The organism is Hymenobacter glacialis (genome assembly GCF_001816165.1).
Classification (GTDB): domain Bacteria; phylum Bacteroidota; class Bacteroidia; order Cytophagales; family Hymenobacteraceae; genus Hymenobacter; species Hymenobacter glacialis.
This window is the reverse complement of the sequence record NZ_MDZC01000054.1, coordinates 31,852-48,237: the sequence shown is the minus strand read 5'-3', so window position 1 is coordinate 48,237 and position 16,386 is coordinate 31,852. Positions and strand designations below refer to the sequence as shown.

13 protein-coding genes are annotated in these 16,386 nt (G+C 59.8%); 4 read left to right on the top strand and 9 right to left on the bottom strand.

What is annotated here, in order from left to right:
* Positions 1–67: 67 nt before the first annotated feature.
* Positions 68–1,267 carry a proline dehydrogenase family protein gene (locus tag BEN48_RS07535; protein ID WP_070733977.1) on the bottom strand — a complete coding sequence of 400 codons (1,200 nt, stop codon included), beginning with the start codon at positions 1,265–1,267 and terminating at the stop codon, positions 68–70.
* A gap of 144 nt (positions 1,268–1,411) precedes the next feature.
* Here BEN48_RS07535 and BEN48_RS07530 point away from each other — a divergent pair, with 144 nt between their 5' ends.
* Positions 1,412–2,539: a chorismate mutase gene (locus BEN48_RS07530; protein WP_070733976.1), complete on the top strand. Its 1,128-nt coding sequence runs from the start codon at positions 1,412–1,414 to the stop codon at positions 2,537–2,539.
* Between the two features lie 4 nt (positions 2,540–2,543).
* Here BEN48_RS07530 and BEN48_RS07525 read toward each other — a convergent pair whose 3' ends face one another.
* Both BEN48_RS07525 and BEN48_RS07520 read right to left on the bottom strand, forming a co-directional pair.
* Positions 2,544–3,020 (bottom strand): hypothetical protein, encoded by a 477-nt coding sequence (locus tag BEN48_RS07525; RefSeq protein ID WP_125932528.1) that lies wholly within the window; start codon positions 3,018–3,020, stop codon positions 2,544–2,546.
* 97 nt (positions 3,021–3,117) lie between these two features.
* Positions 3,118–3,534, bottom strand: coding sequence for a hypothetical protein (locus BEN48_RS07520; RefSeq protein ID WP_125932527.1), 417 nt, complete (start codon positions 3,532–3,534; stop codon positions 3,118–3,120).
* Positions 3,535–3,710: 176 nt separating this feature from the next.
* Between BEN48_RS07520 and aroB the strand changes: the two genes are divergently transcribed.
* Both aroB and BEN48_RS07510 read left to right on the top strand, forming a co-directional pair.
* Complete coding sequence (aroB, locus tag BEN48_RS07515; protein WP_070733973.1) at positions 3,711–4,751, top strand: 3-dehydroquinate synthase; 1,041 nt, start codon at positions 3,711–3,713, stop codon at positions 4,749–4,751.
* A 235-nt stretch (positions 4,752–4,986) separates the two neighbouring features.
* A complete protein-coding gene (locus BEN48_RS07510) occupies positions 4,987–6,084 on the top strand; it encodes a 3-phosphoshikimate 1-carboxyvinyltransferase (protein WP_125932526.1) in 1,098 nt (365 codons plus the stop codon).
* On the opposite strand, the gene BEN48_RS07505 is transcribed toward BEN48_RS07510, so the two are convergent.
* The 3 genes from BEN48_RS07505 to BEN48_RS07495 all read right to left on the bottom strand — a co-directional run bounded on the left by BEN48_RS07505 (position 6,068) and on the right by BEN48_RS07495 (position 9,736).
* Entirely contained in the window at positions 6,068–6,871 is an 804-nt protein-coding gene (locus BEN48_RS07505; protein ID WP_070733972.1) for a helical backbone metal receptor, read from the bottom strand. The genes BEN48_RS07510 and BEN48_RS07505 overlap by 17 nt on opposite strands.
* 111 nt (positions 6,872–6,982) lie before the next feature.
* Positions 6,983–8,053 (bottom strand): M42 family metallopeptidase, encoded by a 1,071-nt coding sequence (locus BEN48_RS07500; protein WP_070733971.1) that lies wholly within the window; start codon positions 8,051–8,053, stop codon positions 6,983–6,985.
* Between the two features lie 114 nt (positions 8,054–8,167).
* Positions 8,168–9,736 carry an acyl-CoA carboxylase subunit beta gene (locus BEN48_RS07495; protein WP_070733970.1) on the bottom strand — a complete coding sequence of 523 codons (1,569 nt, stop codon included), beginning with the start codon at positions 9,734–9,736 and terminating at the stop codon, positions 8,168–8,170.
* 189 nt (positions 9,737–9,925) lie between these two features.
* On the opposite strand from BEN48_RS07495, the gene BEN48_RS19080 reads away from it, so the two are divergent.
* Positions 9,926–10,378: a hypothetical protein gene (locus BEN48_RS19080; RefSeq protein WP_158010121.1), complete on the top strand. Its 453-nt coding sequence runs from the start codon at positions 9,926–9,928 to the stop codon at positions 10,376–10,378.
* Between the two features lie 189 nt (positions 10,379–10,567).
* Here the strand turns inward: BEN48_RS19080 and BEN48_RS07485 are convergent, their stop codons facing one another.
* The 3 genes from BEN48_RS07485 to BEN48_RS07475 form a co-directional block, all read right to left on the bottom strand.
* Positions 10,568–12,712 (bottom strand): S9 family peptidase, encoded by a 2,145-nt coding sequence (locus tag BEN48_RS07485; RefSeq protein WP_083320861.1) that lies wholly within the window; start codon positions 12,710–12,712, stop codon positions 10,568–10,570.
* A 150-nt stretch (positions 12,713–12,862) separates the two neighbouring features.
* The gene (locus tag BEN48_RS07480; RefSeq protein WP_070733968.1) at positions 12,863–15,472 is read right to left on the bottom strand and encodes an ATP-dependent Clp protease ATP-binding subunit; all 2,610 of its coding nucleotides are present in this window, start codon (positions 15,470–15,472) and stop codon (positions 12,863–12,865) included.
* A gap of 174 nt (positions 15,473–15,646) precedes the next feature.
* On the bottom strand, positions 15,647–16,321 hold the full coding sequence (locus BEN48_RS07475) for a WbqC family protein (protein WP_241502210.1): 675 nt from the start codon (positions 16,319–16,321) through the stop codon (positions 15,647–15,649).
* Between the last annotated feature and the right edge of the window lie 65 nt (positions 16,322–16,386).

The window sequence follows — 16,386 nt, the reverse complement described above, 5'->3', positions numbered from 1 at the left end:
TAAAAGGGCCCAAACAAGGCCCGACCGCAGCCGTGCGCGCGCGTTGGGCCTTTTTATTTTGAAGAACCTAACGGCCCTGCCGGCGGCGAATTTCTTTTTGAATCAGCAGGAATTCGCGGCTGCTCTGGCCGGCGATGGCCGTATTCTCATCGGCCCGGCGCAACAGATAAGGCATCACGGCGGCCACGGGGCCGTAGGGCAGGTACTTGGCGGTGTTGTAGCCGGCGTTGGCCAAGTTGTAGGTCAGGTTGTCGCTCATGCCGTAGAGCTGGGCAAACCAAACGCGGGGGGCGCCGGGGGCCAGGCCGGCCTGCTGCATAAGCTGCGTGAGGAGCAGGGAGCTGGCTTCGTTGTGGGTACCGGCGCAAATGCTAATGCGGTCTACGTGCTCCATGCAGTAGCGCAGCGACTCGTCGTAGAGGTCGTCGGTGGCCTGCTTGGTGGGGTTGATGGGGTTTTCGTAACCGCGCTGCTTGGCCACGCGGGCTTCTTTTTCCATGTAGGCACCGCGCACCAGCTTCATGCCAATGTAGTAGCCGGCTTCGGCGGCGGTGTCATGAGCTGCTTTCAGGGCATCCAGCCGGTCGTGGCGGTAGAGCTGGTAAGTGTTCCAGACAATGGCCTTCTCGCGGTTGTACTTGGCCATCATGTCGTAGGCCAGCTGGTCGATGGTGTGCTGAAACCAGCTTTCCTCGGCATCCACGAACAGGCGCACGCCGTGTTGGTGGGCACGGGCGCACAGGGCCTCCACGCGGGCCACGGCGCGGGCGTGGGAGGCTTCCTCGGCGGGGGTGAGGAGCGTGCCGGCCTGAATTTTTTCGAGAATGGCCACGTTGGCCACGCCCGTTACCTTGAACACCGAAAACGGAATGTGCTTGGAGCGGTGGGCTTCGTCGATGGTGGCCAGGATTTCGTCGCGGGTGTGGTCGTAGCTGCGGTCGCTGCCCTCACCCTCCACCGAATAGTCGAGGATGGTGCCGATGTTGTACTTGCCCAGCTCGGCGGTGACGGGGCGGCACTCGGCAATGGTTTCACCGCCGCAAAACTGCTCGAAGATGGAGTGCTTGATGAGGAATTTCGTGCCGGGCAGGTTCCACTTCAGGGCGGCTTTCATCAGCCCGCTGCCGGTTTTCACGAGGGTGCCGTTGTTCATAGCCGCAAACAGCGCATACACTTTGCGCAACTCGGCGTCGGACTTGGAGGCGAAGGCGACGCGGGTATCCTCGAAGGAAATTGGCGGGGCCTGAGTAGATGAAACGGGCGACATACGGGGCAGCTGAGAGGTGGAAATCGGGCCTGAAGCAAACAGGGGGCGAAGGTAATCGGTAAACAACGTTTCGAGGAAACGAGTTACGTTTGCCCAACTTTTCGGCGCTGCCGGAAAGGCATTTACCTACTGTCCGCTATTGCCATGGCTCCTGTTACCGATACGTTTTTTACCCGGCTGCTGGCCAAAAAGAGCCAGCCCCTGCTCATTGCCGGCCCGTGTTCGGCCGAAACCGAGGAGCAGGTACTGGCCACGGCTCACGGCCTGAAGGCGCTGGGTAAAATTGACTTGTTCCGGGCGGGCATCTGGAAGCCCCGCACCCGGCCGGGCTCGTTTGAGGGCATGGGTGCCGTGGCGCTGCCCTGGCTGCAGCGCGTGAAAGCCGAAACCGGCCTGCCCACCGCCATTGAGGTGGCCACGCCGCGCCACGTAGAAGAAGCCCTGCGCCACGGCATCGACGTGCTGTGGGTGGGGGCCCGCACCACCGTAAACCCCTTTGCGGTGCAGGAGCTGGCCGATGCCCTGGCCGGCACCGGCGTGCCCGTGATGGTGAAAAACCCCGTGAACCCCGACGTGGCCCTGTGGGCCGGGGCGCTGGAGCGCATGGAGCGGGCCGGGATTACGGATTTGGCGGCCATTCACCGCGGGTTCAGCACGTTTGCGCCCAGCCGCTACCGCAACGCGCCCACCTGGATTTTGCCCATTGAGCTGAAAACCCGCTTCCCGCACATCCCGCTCATCTGCGACCCCAGCCACATTGGCGGCCGGCGCGACCTGCTGCTGCCCATTGCCCAGAAAGCCCTCGACCTGGACTACGACGGTCTTATCATTGAAACTCACCCCGACCCGGACCGCGCCCTGAGCGATGCCGAACAGCAGGTGACGCCCGCGCGCCTCGGCGAAATTCTTGACCAGCTGCAGTACCGGTACCGCTCCTCCAGCAACGCCGAGTACCTCAACAAAGCCGAAGAGCTGCGCCAGAAGATGGATGAGGCCGACCGCGAAATTGTGGAAGCCCTGGCCCGCCGCATGGCCTTGGTAGAAGAGCTGGCCGAATATAAAAAAGAGAACAACGTGAAAATCCTGCAAATTGACCGCTGGCAGGAGATTTTTAATACCCGCACCGAGTGGGCGGGCAAGCTCAACGTGGACCAGAAATTTGTGGCCGAGCTTTACAAGCTCATTCACCTGGAAAGCATCCGCAAGCAAACCGAAGTGCTGAACGGCCGGCCCCAAGTAGACGGCGTCACGCACATGGGCCCGGGGTTGTAAGGCCCTACTTGCTGCGCCAGCGGTACCGCTCGGCCGCGCCGGTGTCGGTGCACAGGCCCACCCCGTCCACGTACAGCGTAGTATCGGCGGCCGCGAGGGCAATGCCGTACCTGCGCAGGTCGCTGTTCGGGAATTGGGCTTCGGCTGTGTACCGGACCATGGGCACTGCCACGGGCTGCGGCTGTGGCGGCTGACAGGCGTCTACCTCCTGGCTTAGCCGGTACACGGCCTGCAACTCGGGCTGGCGGTTGTGGTAGATGTGCACCTTGCCGTCGCTTTTAAACACCAGCTGCCGGCTAAAACCCACGCTGGCGGGCGTGAGCCGGGCTCCCCTGGTGGTGCTGCTTTCCCATTCCCAGTAGCCGGTGGCCTTCATCAGCACATCGGCATCGGAGATGGTGGCTGGCTTGGGGTCGCGGGTAGCATTGCAGCCAGCCAGCGCACTGACAACTGTTGCTGCAACAAGTAGATAGAGGCGCACGAGGGGAGGTATAAGTGGTGATGCAGTGGCGTTGCGTGGGCCGAATATAACGGCGGTTGCGCCTCTGGTTCCCCGGTACGGGCAAGGGAAGGCGCCCTTACTGCAGCCGTTTGTAGGTATCGCGGGGCGCATCGAAGGCAATGCCAAAATCCAGCACCAGGCTGCTGCCAGTTAGGGTAGTGATTTCGGCTTTCTGTAGGGTTGAAGAACCAGTCGCGTAGGTGAGCTGCAGCACCGGCCCGCCGGGCGCCACGCCGGCAGGGGTGACGCTGTATGTACCGTAGGCGCTTGGCTGCCCATCGGTAAGGAAGATGAAGCCGGTGTCGGTGAATTTTACCAGTTCATTGGGCACGGTTCTGGGGCACAGGCACTCACGCTGCGTGAGTTGCCAGGTGCCCACTAGCCTGGCAGTTTCACCGTTTTCATTGAGAACGGCGCCCGTATCCTTTTTGCAGCTGCTGAAAACGCAGGCAAATACTACTAACAGAAAGATGCTGCGAAGAAAATTGCTCATGCCAAGGTGGGGAGGGAAAACGCTGAAGGAAAGCAGGCGCAGGAAAGCCAGCAACTGGCGTAGCGTTGCCGAAAGAACGGTTTTTGCGGCCAGGTATTTTGTTGACCGCCTCCACCTCCGGAAGGTTGCACCAGCGCGGAGCAGGTAGCCGAAAAATTTATCCTGACTTTTGCGCCATGGATAGTTCTGTTCTGATTGGGCCCGAAGCCCTGCCGGCCCTGGCCGAATTGCTGTACCGCCCGGCCGTGACGCGGGTGTTTGTGCTGGCCGACAGCAATACGTCGCGCCTGTGTTTGCCGCTGCTCGAAAAGCACCTGCCTGTCAATTATTGCCTCATCGAGATTCCGGCCGGAGAGGAATACAAAACCCTGGAAAGCTGCACCACCGTGTGGAACACTCTCACCGAGCAGCGGGCCGACCGCCACGCCGTGCTGGTGAACCTGGGCGGCGGCGTGGTCACGGACTTGGGCGGGTTTGCGGCGGCGCTCTACAAGCGGGGTATTCGCTTTATGCAAGTGCCCACCACGCTGCTGGCGCAGGTAGACGCCAGTGTGGGCGGCAAAACCGGCGTCGATTTTCAGGGCTATAAGAACCAGCTGGGTGTTTTTCAGGCGCCGGCCGCCGTGTTCATCGAGCCGCTATTCCTGCAAACCCTCGACCCGCGCCAGGTGAAATCCGGCTATGCCGAAGTGCTTAAGCACTGGCTCATTGCCGATGCCGCCGCCTTTGACGAACACCGCCGCCTGGGCTGGCTCACCGACGACTGGACGGGCATCATCCGCGAATCGGTGGCGCTCAAGCAGCGCATCGTGGCCCAGGACCCGCTGGAAAGCGGCCCGCGCAAGCTGCTCAACTTCGGCCATACCGTGGGCCACGCCCTGGAGAGCTTCCTGCTCATTCAGCCCGGCCGCGAGGCCCTGCACGGCGAGGCCATTGCGGCCGGGCTGGTGTGCGAGAGCTGGCTTTCCGTGCAGCGCGGCCTGCTGAGCGAGGACGAGCTGGATAAGATTGAGACGTTCGTGTTTTCGGTGTTTGACAAGCTGAATTTCCTGAGTCTGGAAGCCGCCGCCATCGCCGAGCTGGCCCTGCAGGACAAGAAAAACTCCGGCGCTACCATCAACTGCACGCTGCTGCAGGGCATTGGCAACGGGGTATTCGACCAGCCGGTGACGGTGGCCGAAATCGCCGAGTCGCTGACTTATTACCACCGGTTGTAGTTGTCGGTTGCTGGTTGTCCGTTGTTAGGTAATTCAACTAGCAACGGACAACGGGCAACGAACAACTACCAACTGACAACTACTCGTTAATGCACCTATCCTGGCCAGGCGGTCCGCTTCGTGGCACTGCCCAACTCCCGGCTTCCAAAAGCGAAGCAACCGCGCCCTCATCCTGCAAGCCCTGGCCGGTGGCGGCACCCTGCGCAACCTCTCCGACGCCCACGACACCCAACTCATGCGGCGCCTGCTGGCCGCCGCGCCCGGCACCAGCGTGCTCGACGCCGAGGACGCCGGCACCGTCATGCGCTTTCTCACGGCCTACCTCACCGTCACCGACTGGCGCGGGCAGCTCACGGGCACGCCCCGCATGCAGGAGCGCCCCATTGCCGTGCTCGTGGAGGCCTTGCGCCAGGCCGGGGCCCGCATCAGCTACCTGAACAACGACGGCTACCCGCCGCTGGAGCTGGCGGGTTTCACGGCCGCCCCCGCCACGGTGGAGCCCACGGCGCTGGCCGTGCGGGGCGACATCAGCAGCCAGTACATTTCGGCGCTGCTCATGGTGGGGCCGCGCCTGCCCGGCGGCCTGCGCCTACAGCTCACGGGCCACGTGGGTTCGCGGCCCTACATCAACATGACCGTGGCCCTCATGCAGCTATTCGGCGCCGCCTGCACCACCCAGGGCAACACGCTGCTGGTGCAGCCCGGCGCGTACCAGCCCACCGACTACACGGTGGAGTCGGATTGGTCGGCGGCCAGCTACTGGTACTCGTTGGTAGCGCTAGCGCCGGCCGGCTCGGAAATTACCCTGCCGGGCCTGCGCCAAACCTCGCTGCAGGGCGACCAGGCCATTGTGGCCATGATGGCGCATTTCGGAGTAGAAACCACTTTCCTGCCGGATGCCGTGCATCTGCGGCAGCACGCCGCGGCTTCCCAATCGCAGCCTCTCGCGTTTGATTTCACCGATTGCCCGGACCTGGCGCAGACCGTGGCCGTAGTGGCCGCCGCGCGCGGTATTCCGGTAGACATGACGGGCCTTGAAAGCCTGCGCATCAAGGAAACCGACCGCATTGCCGCGCTGCAAATGGAGTTGGCCAAATTCGGCGGCGGCTTACAGGAGGTTGCCGAAGGACGTTTCCGGGCCGAATCGAATGGGTTTGCCGTCAACGGCCAGTCGGTAGCAACTTACCACGACCACCGCATGGCCATGGCGTTTGCGCCGCTTGCCATGTGCGGGCCACTCAGCATAGAGTCGTCCACGGTGGTGAAAAAGTCCTACCCGCAGTTCTGGAAGGAGCTCGCAAGAAGCGGCTTCACCGCTACCGCAGCCGACTGAAGTAAGCCGCGGATTGACGCAGCCGGCTACCATACCAACTGAATAGCTCGCCATCGACAATCTCAACCGTGGCGCCGGGGCACATTTCCTGGAACTCGGCCACGTGCTTGTCGCCAAATGGGTAGGGCTCAGAAGATAGAAAGATGCGCTGGGGAGCGGCGGCGGCCAACTGCTCGGCCGTTACTTCCGGGTAGCGCTGCAAGGCGGAAAATGAGTTGCTGAGCCCAGCCCGGTGCAGCATGTCATCAATAAAAGTGCCGCTGGCAGCTACCATGTACGGCTTTTTCCAGATGAAATATGCCACCGGCACGACCTCGACAGCCGGGGCAGCCAGCGCGGCAAACGAAGCGTTAATCTCTGCTGCCAGTGCTTCGCCGCCCTCCTTGGCACCGGCAATGAAGCCCACGCGGCGTATCATGTCCAGCGCCTCGGGCAAGGTGCTGATGTCGCTCAGCCACACCGGATACGTGGCCGCCAGCTGCTCAATGCCGGCCTGGTAGTTTTCCTCTTTGTTGCCAATTATCAGGTCGGGCTTGAGCTCGGCAATTTTCTCGAAATCAAAGTTCTTGGTGCCGCCAATTACCACGGCGCTGGTGCGGGCCTCGGCCGGATGAATGCAGAATTTAGTTACGCCCACCACCCGCGCGCCCAGGCCCAAATCAAACAGCAATTCCGTTTGGGAAGGCACCAGCGACACGATGCGTTGCGGTGGGAACGGCACCGCTACCCGCCGGCCCATCTGGTCGGTCACGGTGAGCGGGAGAGCAGGGAGCGACGGTAATTCCATATACAAAAACTGTCATCCCGAGCTTGCGAAGGACTTTATCACGTTGAGGTACTTACTCTGGCGTGATAAGGTCCTTCGCAAGCTCAGGATGACAGTTGGTTGAAAGACGGCTTATTTAAAATACCGGAAATCGTGGCCGTCCTCAATGCGCAGCAGGGTTTCGTAAATCAGGCGGGTCACGTTGTCCACGTCATCTTTATGCACCGTTTCTACCGTGGTGTGCATGTACTTGAGGGGTAGCGAAATAAGGGCCGAGGCCACGCCCGAGCCGGAGTAGGCAAAGGCGTCGGTGTCGGTGCCGGTTGCGCGGGTGGCCGAGGCGCGCTGAAAGGCAATGTCCGATATCTTGGCCGTGTCGATGATGAGGTCGCGCAGGTTGTTCTGCACGGCCGGACCGTAGGTTATCACCGGGCCTTTGCCGCAGCTGATGTCGCCGGCCGTTTTTTTCTCGTACATCGGCGACTGGCTGTCGTGCGTCACGTCCGTCACGATGGCCACGTCGGGGTTGATGCGGTGGGCCACCATTTCGGCGCCGCGCAGGCCAATTTCCTCCTGCACCGCGTTCACGATGTAGAGGCCGAAGGGCAGCTTCTTGTTGTTCTCCTTCAGCATGCGGGCCACTTCCGCAATCATGAAGCCGCCCACGCGGTTGTCAAGGGCGCGGCCCACGTAATACTTCTCGTTCAGCACCGTAAACTCGTCCTCGAACGTCACCACGGAACCTACGTGCACGCCCATTTCGGCTACTTCATCGGCGCTGCTGGCGCCACAGTCCAGAAACACGGTTTCGATGGTGGGCGCCTTGTCCTGCTCCACCTTGCGCACGTGAATGGCCGGCCACCCAAACACGGCTTTCACAATGCCTTTCTCACCGAAAATATTCACCCGCTTGCTGGGCGCCACCAGCGGGTCGGAGCCGCCGTTGCGGCGCAGGTAGAGGTAGCCTTCTTTGGTGATGTAATTCACAAAATAAGAAATCTCATCGGCGTGCGCCTCAATGACCACCTTGTATTTCGCTTTGGGATTAATCACGCCCACCACCGTGCCGTAAGTATCCACGAAATACTCGTCGATATACGGCTTGATGTATTCCAGCCAAAGCTTCTGGCCTTCTTTTTCGAAGCCGGTAGGGGAGGGATTGTTGAGGTAGGTCTGGAGGAATTCGAAGGATTCGGGACGCATATTATCTGTCATTCTGAGCGCAGCGAAGAATCTTGTCACGTCTAAGCCGCCTGAAAACTGAATCTAACAAAGGCAGCCGTGATAAGATGCTTCCTTCGTCAGCATGACAGGTGATTACAGCGGAATATTTCCGTGCTTCTTACGAGGCATGGTTTCCACTTTGTTCTCCAGCATTTTGAAGGCGCGAATGAGCTTCTGGCGCGTCTGCGAGGGCAAAATTACCTCGTCCACAAAGCCGCGGTGGGCGGCGCGGTAGGGCGTGGCAAACTTCTCCTGGTACTCGTCTACTTTTTCCTGGAGCTTGGCGGCCGGGTCTTCGGCGGCCGCTATTTCGCGCTTGAAAATGATTTCGGCCGCGCCCTTGGCGCCCATCACGGCGATTTCGGCGGTGGGCCAGGCGTAGTTCATATCGGCGCCGATGTGCTTGGAGTTCATCACGTCATAGGCACCGCCGTAGGCCTTGCGGGTAATCACGGTGATGCGCGGCACGGTGGCTTCGCAGAAAGCGTAGAGCAGCTTAGCACCGTTGGTGATAATGCCGCGCCATTCCTGGTCGGTGCCCGGCAGAAAACCAGGCACGTCTTCCAGCACCAGCAGCGGAATATTGAAGGCGTCGCAGAAACGCACGAAACGCGCGGCTTTGGTGCTGGCGTTGATGTCGAGCACGCCGGCCAGCACGGCCGGCTGGTTGCCCACAATGCCAATGCTGCGGCCCGCCAGCCGGGCGAAACCGACCACGATGTTCTCCGCGAAATTCTGATGCACTTCGAGGAAAGAATCCGTGTCGATGATGCCCTCAATCACCTCGCGCATGTCGTAGGGCTGGTTGGCGTTTTCGGGAATGAGCTGGTCCAGCACGGCGCGGCTTTCGTCGCCGCTGGCCTCGTAGGGCTGCGCGGGGGCGGTTTCCTCGCAGTTCTGCGGCATGTAGCTCAGCAGCTGCTTCACGCGGGTGATGGCCATCACCTCATTGGCGCAACTGAAGTGCGTCACGCCGCTTTTGGCCGAGTGGGTGCTGGCGCCGCCCAGCTCTTCGCTGGTCACTTCCTCGTGGGTCACGGTCTTCACCACGTTGGGGCCGGTCACGAACATGTAGCTCGTGTTTTCCACCATCAGAATAAAGTCGGTGATGGCCGGCGAATACACCGCGCCGCCCGCGCACGGCCCCATAATGGCCGAAAGCTGCGGTACCACGCCCGAGGCCATGGTGTTTTTATAAAAAATGTCGGCGTAGCCGCCCAGGCTCACCACGCCTTCCTGAATGCGGGCGCCGCCCGAGTCGTTGAGGCCGATAACGGGCGCGCCGTTCTTCATGGCGAGGTCCATGATTTTCACAATCTTCTCGGCATGCGTTTCGCTGAGCGAGCCGCCGAAAACCGTGAAATCCTGCGAGAAAACGTACACCAGCCGGCCGTTCACGGTGCCGTAGCCCGTCACCACGCCATCACCGAGGTAGTGTTCTTTGTCGAGGCCAAAGTCCTTGGCCCGGTGCATCACAAACTTGCCAATTTCCTCGAACGAGCCTTCGTCCATCAGCAAATCGACCCGTTCGCGGGCGGTGAGCTTGCCTTTTTTGTGTTGGGAATCGATGCGGGCCTGGCCGCCGCCGAGAAGGGCTTCTTCGTTTTTGCGAGCGAGCAGTTCGGTTTTGGAAAGGTGGGCGTGAGCGTGCGGGTCGGGCATGGGTGGGCTTGGGAGATGGCGAAAGAAGCTGGGTAAAATCAGCAACCCAAAGGTAACGCGCCCGCTTAAAGAAGCCGCACCCAGATTTGGGGCGGCTGGCGGTTTCGGAGCCAGCGCATCGGGACAGGATAAAATTACCCGAATAAAGGACCGGGAGGGGATGAGTACTTTGCGAAAAAAATACGCTCAGTGAACAAGATGACCGCCCCCAAAACACTTTCCCTGTTGCTGGCCGCTGCTGCTGCGCTCGGGTGCACCAGCTGCGGGAGCGACACCCCGGCCCCGCCGGATGCGGAGGTGTTGCTAACCAAATCCTGGAAACGGGGAATGCAGGATAAAAATCCTTCCGCGAACCCTGCCAACGTTCTCTTCTACCCGGTGCAGACTTGTGAGCAGGACGACACGTTCACGTTTGCTGCCGATGGCACGGTGCTCATTGACCAGGGAGCCACCAAATGCAGCCAGAACGAGCCCCGGACCGTTAGCCAGTCCTACAGCATCGACCGCACAACCAAAGAGCTGCGGATAAACGGCCAGAAATTTAAGCTGCTGGAAGAAACCAGGGAGCAGATAAAATACTCCGCAGAGCTGCCGCCTGTTAACGGGGCCGGGTTCAGCAGTTTGATTTTCCTGCTGCAGTAACGGATACAGCAAGCCCAAGACGCTACCCTTACTCCCCTTGCCGTAAGCAAGAAGGTGCTAACATAGAAAAGGTCGAGTGGCAGGCAGAAAAACGGCCGGCTTCCACAATGGAAGCGGCCGTTCTCAATTTCAGCGCAAGCCAATTATGCGTCCGCTATGATGGCTGGAGGGATGATGGGCGTAGCAATTCTACAGGTTCTTGCCCAACAGCTGCAGCATAAACGCGTACTGCCGGGCCGTGTCGTCAATGGATTTGAAACGACCCGATGCGCCGCCGTGGCCGGCGCTCATGTCGGTGTGCATGATGAGCTGGTTTTTGTCGGTTTTCATGGCGCGCAGCTTGGCTACCCACTTGGCAGGCTCAAAGTACTGCACCTGCGAGTCGTGCAGGCCGGTGGTGACCAGGGTGTTGGGGTAGGCCTGCTTTTTCACGTTATCATAGGGCGAATACGAGAGCATGTACTTGAAGTAGTCCTCATCGGCGGGGTTGCCCCACTGGTCGTACTCGCTGGTGGTGAGCGGAATGCTGGGGTCAGACATGGTAGTGACCACGTCCACGAACGGCACGGCCGCAATCACGCCTTTGTAGAGGTCGGGGCGCATGTTCATCACGGCGCCCATGAGCAGGCCGCCGGCGCTGCCGCCCATGGCAAACAGCTTGTCGGTAGCAGTGTACTGCTGGTTGACTTTGGCCGTGCCTACCTGCGCCTCGTGTGGCTTGGTGAGGTAAAGGGAGCAGTCGATGAAGTCGTTGAAACTGTTGATTTTTTTCAGCATCCGGCCGTCTTCGAACCATTGCCGGCCCATTTCCTGGCCGCCGCGGATGTTGCACAGCGCGTACACAAAGCCCCGGTTCAGCAAGCTAAGGCGGGCTGCGCTGAAGGTGGGGTCCTGCGAGAAACCGTAGGAGCCGTACGCGTATTGCAGGAGCGGCGCGGTTCCGTCCAGCTTCGTGCCCTTCTTGTACACAATGGACATGGGGATGAACTGGTTGTCCCGCGATTTCACAAACACCCGCTCCGTCACGTAGTCCTTTTTGCTGAAGCCGCCCAGCACGTCCTGCTCCTTGAGCAGGGTGCTGGTGCGCGTGCTCATGTCGTACTCGTAAGTCGACATCGGCGTGGTGAGCGAGGTGTAGTTGTAGCGCAGCAGGGGCGTGTCCTGCTCGGCATTGATGCCGATGGTGGCGGTGTAGGCCGGCTCATCAAACTGCAGGTAATGCTCCTGCTTGTCTTTCCACCGCACCACGCGCAGCTGGCGCAGGCCGCCCTTGCGCTCGTTCAGTACCAGGTAGTCGCGAAACAGGTCGAAGTTGTCGAGGAAAATTTCGGGGTGCCGGGTGAGGGCATCGGTCCAGGCGGTTTTGGCCGTGTTGGTTACCGGCGTCATCATCAGGCGGTAGTTGGGCGCCTGCCAGTTGGTGCGCACGTAGAATTTATCGCCCAGGTGCTCCACGTTGTAGAGGTGGTCTTTCTCGCGGCGAATAAAGGTTTTGAACTGGGCGGTGGGCGTAGCCGCGTCCAAGTAGCGGTACTCCGATGACATGGAACTCACCAGCTCGATGCCAATGAACTTCCGGGACTTGGAGCGCGTGACGTGCAGGTTAAAGGTGTTGTCGTGCTCCTCGTATATCAAGGCGTCGCTCTTGGGGTTGGTGCCCAGCGTGTGCCGGTACACCTGGTAGGGCAGCAGGGTTGTTACGTTTTTCTTGGTGTAGAACACCGTCTTGTTATCGGCGGCCCACACTACTTCGCCGCCGGTGTTGGCAATGCGCTCCGGATAGAGCTTGCCCGTGGCCAGGTTCTTGAACCGCAGCGTGTAGAGGCGGCGGCTCACGGTGTCGGCTGTGTAGGCCAGCAGCTGGTTGTTGTCGCTCACAGACCAGTCACCGATTTGGAAATAGGTGCGCCCTGCCCCCATCTCATTCGCGTCGAGCAGCACTTCTTCGTTTTCGTCGATGGTGCCTTTTTTGCGGCAGTAGACCGGGTATTCGCCGCCCAGGTCAAACCGCGAGTAGTATAGGTACCCGTTGTCGCGGTACGGAACCGACATGTCTTCCTGCTTGATACGACCTTTTATTTCTGCCACCAGCTTCTTCTGCGAGTTCTGTGCTGCCGCCATCTGCTTCTCGTAGTAGGCGTTTTCAGCGTTGAGGTAGCTCAGTACTTCCGGGCTGGTGGGCTGGTTAAGCCAGTAGTAATTATCGGTGCGCGTGACGCCGAAATTGGTAAATACTTTGGGCTTGATGGGAGCTACCGGGGCCGACTGGGCCAGCGCGCTGCCGGTAATGGCCGCGCCAGCTCCGGCCAGCGCTGCTCTTTGCAGAAAATTCATGCGGAGTGAGATTTAATGTACTACTAATGCTTTCGAAGCAGTCAAAACCAGGGCTCAAGATAACAGATTGACAACAAGAAAGCCGGCCCCATTGCTGGAACCGGCTTTCTTAGTAATGCAATGTGCACGAGCTACAGCAGGTGCTGCACGCTACTTTTTGGCATCCGTGTCGGGGGCTTCCGGCGTTTCGGCCGGCCGCTCATCGCTGGCCAGGTTCTGGACCTCGCCGCTCTTGCTCACCGCAAAAGTCAGCTCCTCGGCACCTTCGGTGTAATCGGCCGTTATCGTGTCGCCGTGCACCACCTGCGCCTTAAGGATTTCCTCCGCAATCGGGTCTTCAATGTACTTCTGGATGGCACGGTTCAGGGGCCGGGCGCCGTACTTGGGGTCATAGCCCTTCTCCGACACAAAGTCCTTGGCTGCTTCCGTCAACTCAATGCGGTAGCCCAGAGCCTGCACCCGCGAGAGGAGCTTGGCCAGGCTGATGTCGATGATTTTGTGAATGTCCTTTTTGTCCAACGAGTTGAAGACGATAACGTCATCCAAACGGTTGAGGAATTCCGGCGAGAACGTCTTCTTCAGGGCGTTGGTAATGGTGCCCTTGGTCAGCTCGTCCATGTTGTCCTGCCGGGCCTTGGTGCCAAAGCCAATGCCGGCGCCGAAGTCCTGCAGGTCACGCGCCCCAATGTTGGAGGTCATGATGATGATGGTGTTCCGGAAGTCCACCTTGCGGCCCAGGCCGTCGGTCAGGATACCGTCGTCCAGCACCTGCAGGAGCAGGTTGTACACATCCGGGTGCGCCTTCTCAATTTCGTCGAGCAGGATAACCGAATACGGCTTGCGGCGGATTTTCTCCGTCAGCTGGCCGCCCTCTTCGTAGCCCACGTAGCCGGGAGGCGCGCCCACCAGGCGCGATACGCTGAATTTCTCCATGTACTCCGACATGTCCACGCGCACCAGCGCGTCTTCCTTGTCGAAGAGGTAAGAGGCCAGTACCTTGGCCAGCTCCGTCTTGCCCACGCCCGTCGGGCCCAGGAACACAAACGAGCCAATGGGCTTCTTGGGGTCTTTCAGGCCCACGCGGGTGCGCTGAATGGCCTTCACCAACTGCTTGATGGCTTTGTCCTGGCCAATTACCCGGCCCTGGAGCTCCTCGTTCATGTTGAGGAGTTTCTGGCTTTCGTTCTGGGCCACGCGCGAAACGGGGATGCCGGTCATCATGGCGATTACCTCGGCCACGTTCTCCTCTTTCACCGTGTAGCGCTTCTTCTTGGTTTCCTCTTCCCAGCTCTTTTTAGCCGTTTCGAGTTGGTCCAGCAGCTTCTTCTCGGTGTCGCGGAGCTTGGCGGCTTCCTCGTATTTCTGCGACTTCACCACGCGGTTCTTCTCGCCTTTGATGTTCTCAATTTGCTCTTCGAGCGTGAGAATATCTTCGGGCACCACAATGTTGTTGATGTGCACACGGGCACCGGCTTCGTCGAGAATGTCGATGGCCTTGTCCGGCAGGAACCGGTCGCTCATGTACCGGTCGCTCAGCATCACGCACTGCTCAATGGCTTTATCAGTGTACACCACGTGGTGGTGGTCCTGGTACTTGTCCTTGATGTTGTGCAGGATTTCAATGGTCTCCTCGGGCGTGGTGGGGTCCACCATCACCATCTGGAAACGACGGGCCAGGGCGCCGTCTTTCTCAATGTACTGGCGGTATTCGTCCAGCGTGGTGGCGCCGATGCATTGAATCTCGCCCCGCGCCAGGGCCGGCTTGAACATGTTGGAAGCGTCGAGCGAGCCCGAAGCCCCGCCGGCGCCCACAATGGTGTGCAGCTCGTCGATGAACAAAATCACATCGGGCGACTTCTCCAGCTCGTTCATCACGGCCTTCATGCGCTCCTCAAACTGGCCGCGGTACTTGGTACCCGCTACCAGCGACGCCAAATCAAGGGTCACTACACGCTTGTTGAAGAGCACGCGGCTTACCTTTTTCTGAATAATGCGCAGAGCGAGGCCTTCGGCGATGGCCGTTTTGCCCACGCCGGGCTCACCAATGAGGATGGGGTTGTTCTTTTTGCGGCGGCTTAGGATTTGGGCCACGCGCTCAATCTCCTTTTCGCGGCCCACAATGGGGTCAAGCTTGTCGTCCTCAGCCATTTTGGTGAGGTCGCGGCCGAAATTGTCGAGCACCGGAGTGCGCGACTTTTCGCCGGGCTTCTTGGTGGCACCGGCGCTGCCGGAACCGCCACGTCCGCCGGGGCCAGAGGAGCCAAACAGCTTGTCGTTGTCGTCGTCGTCGGTATCGGGGCCGGCTTTGGGGCTCGGCGAAGCGTTGCCGTGGTAGTCCAGTGAGTCGCGCACAGTTTCGTAGTTCACGTTAAACTTGGAGAGAATTTGAGAAGAGATGTTGTCCTCATCCCGCAGAATGGACAACAGCAGGTGTTCGGTGCCGATGATTTCGGACTTGAAGATTTTAGCCTCCAAATAAGTTATTTTCAACACCTTCTCGGTCTGCTTGGTGAGCGGAATCGAGCCGGTGATGCTGGTACCCTGGGTAGCGGTGTTGCGCGTGGCCTGCTCCAACGAGAACTTTAGCTCGTCGATGCTCACGCCCAGCTTGCGCAGCAGGCCGAGGGCGGTGCCCTCTGCCTCGCGAATCATGCCGAGCAATAGGTGCTCGGTACCGATGTAGTCGTGGCCGAGACGGATGGCCTCTTCCCGACTGAGGGAAATAACCTCTTTGACGCGGTTTGAGAATTTAGCTTCCATGCCAATAAACGTAGTGAAAAATCAAATGGGCCCCGCGTCGGGAAAATACACGATGTACGGGTTGGGCCGATGTAGCTTGAAAACAAGCAGTCTCGGGCGAAGGTTCGGGCAATGTCGCGCACGCCTCAGCTTGCGCATAAAATAAAGCGGTGTAGAAACAAGCTAACGCATGGTCTACAATAAATACTGCCCGGCCGCCGGGCCCTGCGAGAAAAGCAGGTCCAGCACACTCAGCCCCGGCTCAAAACCTGGGCCAAACACCTGGGGGTAGGGCCGCACCAGGGGAAGAACTGCCGGACTGTCAGTTTCTACCGTTTTGGCGTTGGCCTTGGGTGTCAACCAGTCGCGCCGGTCGGCGATGATGGATTGACTGCTGCTAAGACTAAGTTTCTCGGAATAAGGTTGCGCGGGGTAGGAGGGAAGGTATTCGTGGGTGAGGCGAAGGGGCAGACTGAGGCGAAAGCACCGCAGCATGAGCTGCAAAAACTGCAGATTCAGCTCGAAGAGCAGGGCTGGTTTACCTACGTAAATATCGTGCAAATAGTCGGCGTAATATTCGAAATACGGACTATTTCCGTAGGCCGTTTGCAAGGTGCGCCAGTGCCGGTGAATCCAGTTCTGGCGGTAGTCAATTTCGATGGCGGAAATGCTCACTTTTTCGGCCCGGTTGCCGTTGATAACCGGAACGGTGAGCGGCTGCACGCCCTGCGCCGTGCGAATAAGGCAGCGGTTGCGGTAGGTTTGCTTGCGGTAGTGCTCGTGGGCTTCCAGCAGGATGCCATCGGCCCGCAGCAGCTCGGCGAAGAGGGCGGCGGGCGGGTGGTACTGAATTTCGGTGAGTAGAATCACGGAAGGCGTCGGGGGTTAGCAGGTGGCACGGAATTTAGGTAAAGAACGGGCCCGGTTAAGGCCCG

Bases quoted from the DNA above. Each gene is read 5' to 3' on its own strand.
- BEN48_RS07535 (WP_070733977.1), bottom strand. From the start codon at position 1,267: ATGTCGCCCGTTTCATCTACTCAGGCCCCGCCAATTTCCTTCGAGGAT.
- BEN48_RS07530 (WP_070733976.1), top strand. From the start codon at position 1,412: ATGGCTCCTGTTACCGATACGTTTTTTACCCGGCTGCTGGCCAAAAAG.
- BEN48_RS07520 (WP_125932527.1), bottom strand. From the start codon at position 3,534: ATGAGCAATTTTCTTCGCAGCATCTTTCTGTTAGTAGTATTTGCCTGC.
- aroB (WP_070733973.1), top strand. From the start codon at position 3,711: ATGGATAGTTCTGTTCTGATTGGGCCCGAAGCCCTGCCGGCCCTGGCC.
- BEN48_RS07510 (WP_125932526.1), top strand. From the start codon at position 4,987: ATGCGGCGCCTGCTGGCCGCCGCGCCCGGCACCAGCGTGCTCGACGCC.
- BEN48_RS07505 (WP_070733972.1), bottom strand. From the start codon at position 6,871: ATGGAATTACCGTCGCTCCCTGCTCTCCCGCTCACCGTGACCGACCAG.
- BEN48_RS07500 (WP_070733971.1), bottom strand. From the start codon at position 8,053: ATGCGTCCCGAATCCTTCGAATTCCTCCAGACCTACCTCAACAATCCC.
- BEN48_RS07495 (WP_070733970.1), bottom strand. From the start codon at position 9,736: ATGCCCGACCCGCACGCTCACGCCCACCTTTCCAAAACCGAACTGCTC.
- BEN48_RS07485 (WP_083320861.1), bottom strand. From the start codon at position 12,712: ATGAATTTTCTGCAAAGAGCAGCGCTGGCCGGAGCTGGCGCGGCCATT.
- BEN48_RS07480 (WP_070733968.1), bottom strand. From the start codon at position 15,472: ATGGAAGCTAAATTCTCAAACCGCGTCAAAGAGGTTATTTCCCTCAGT.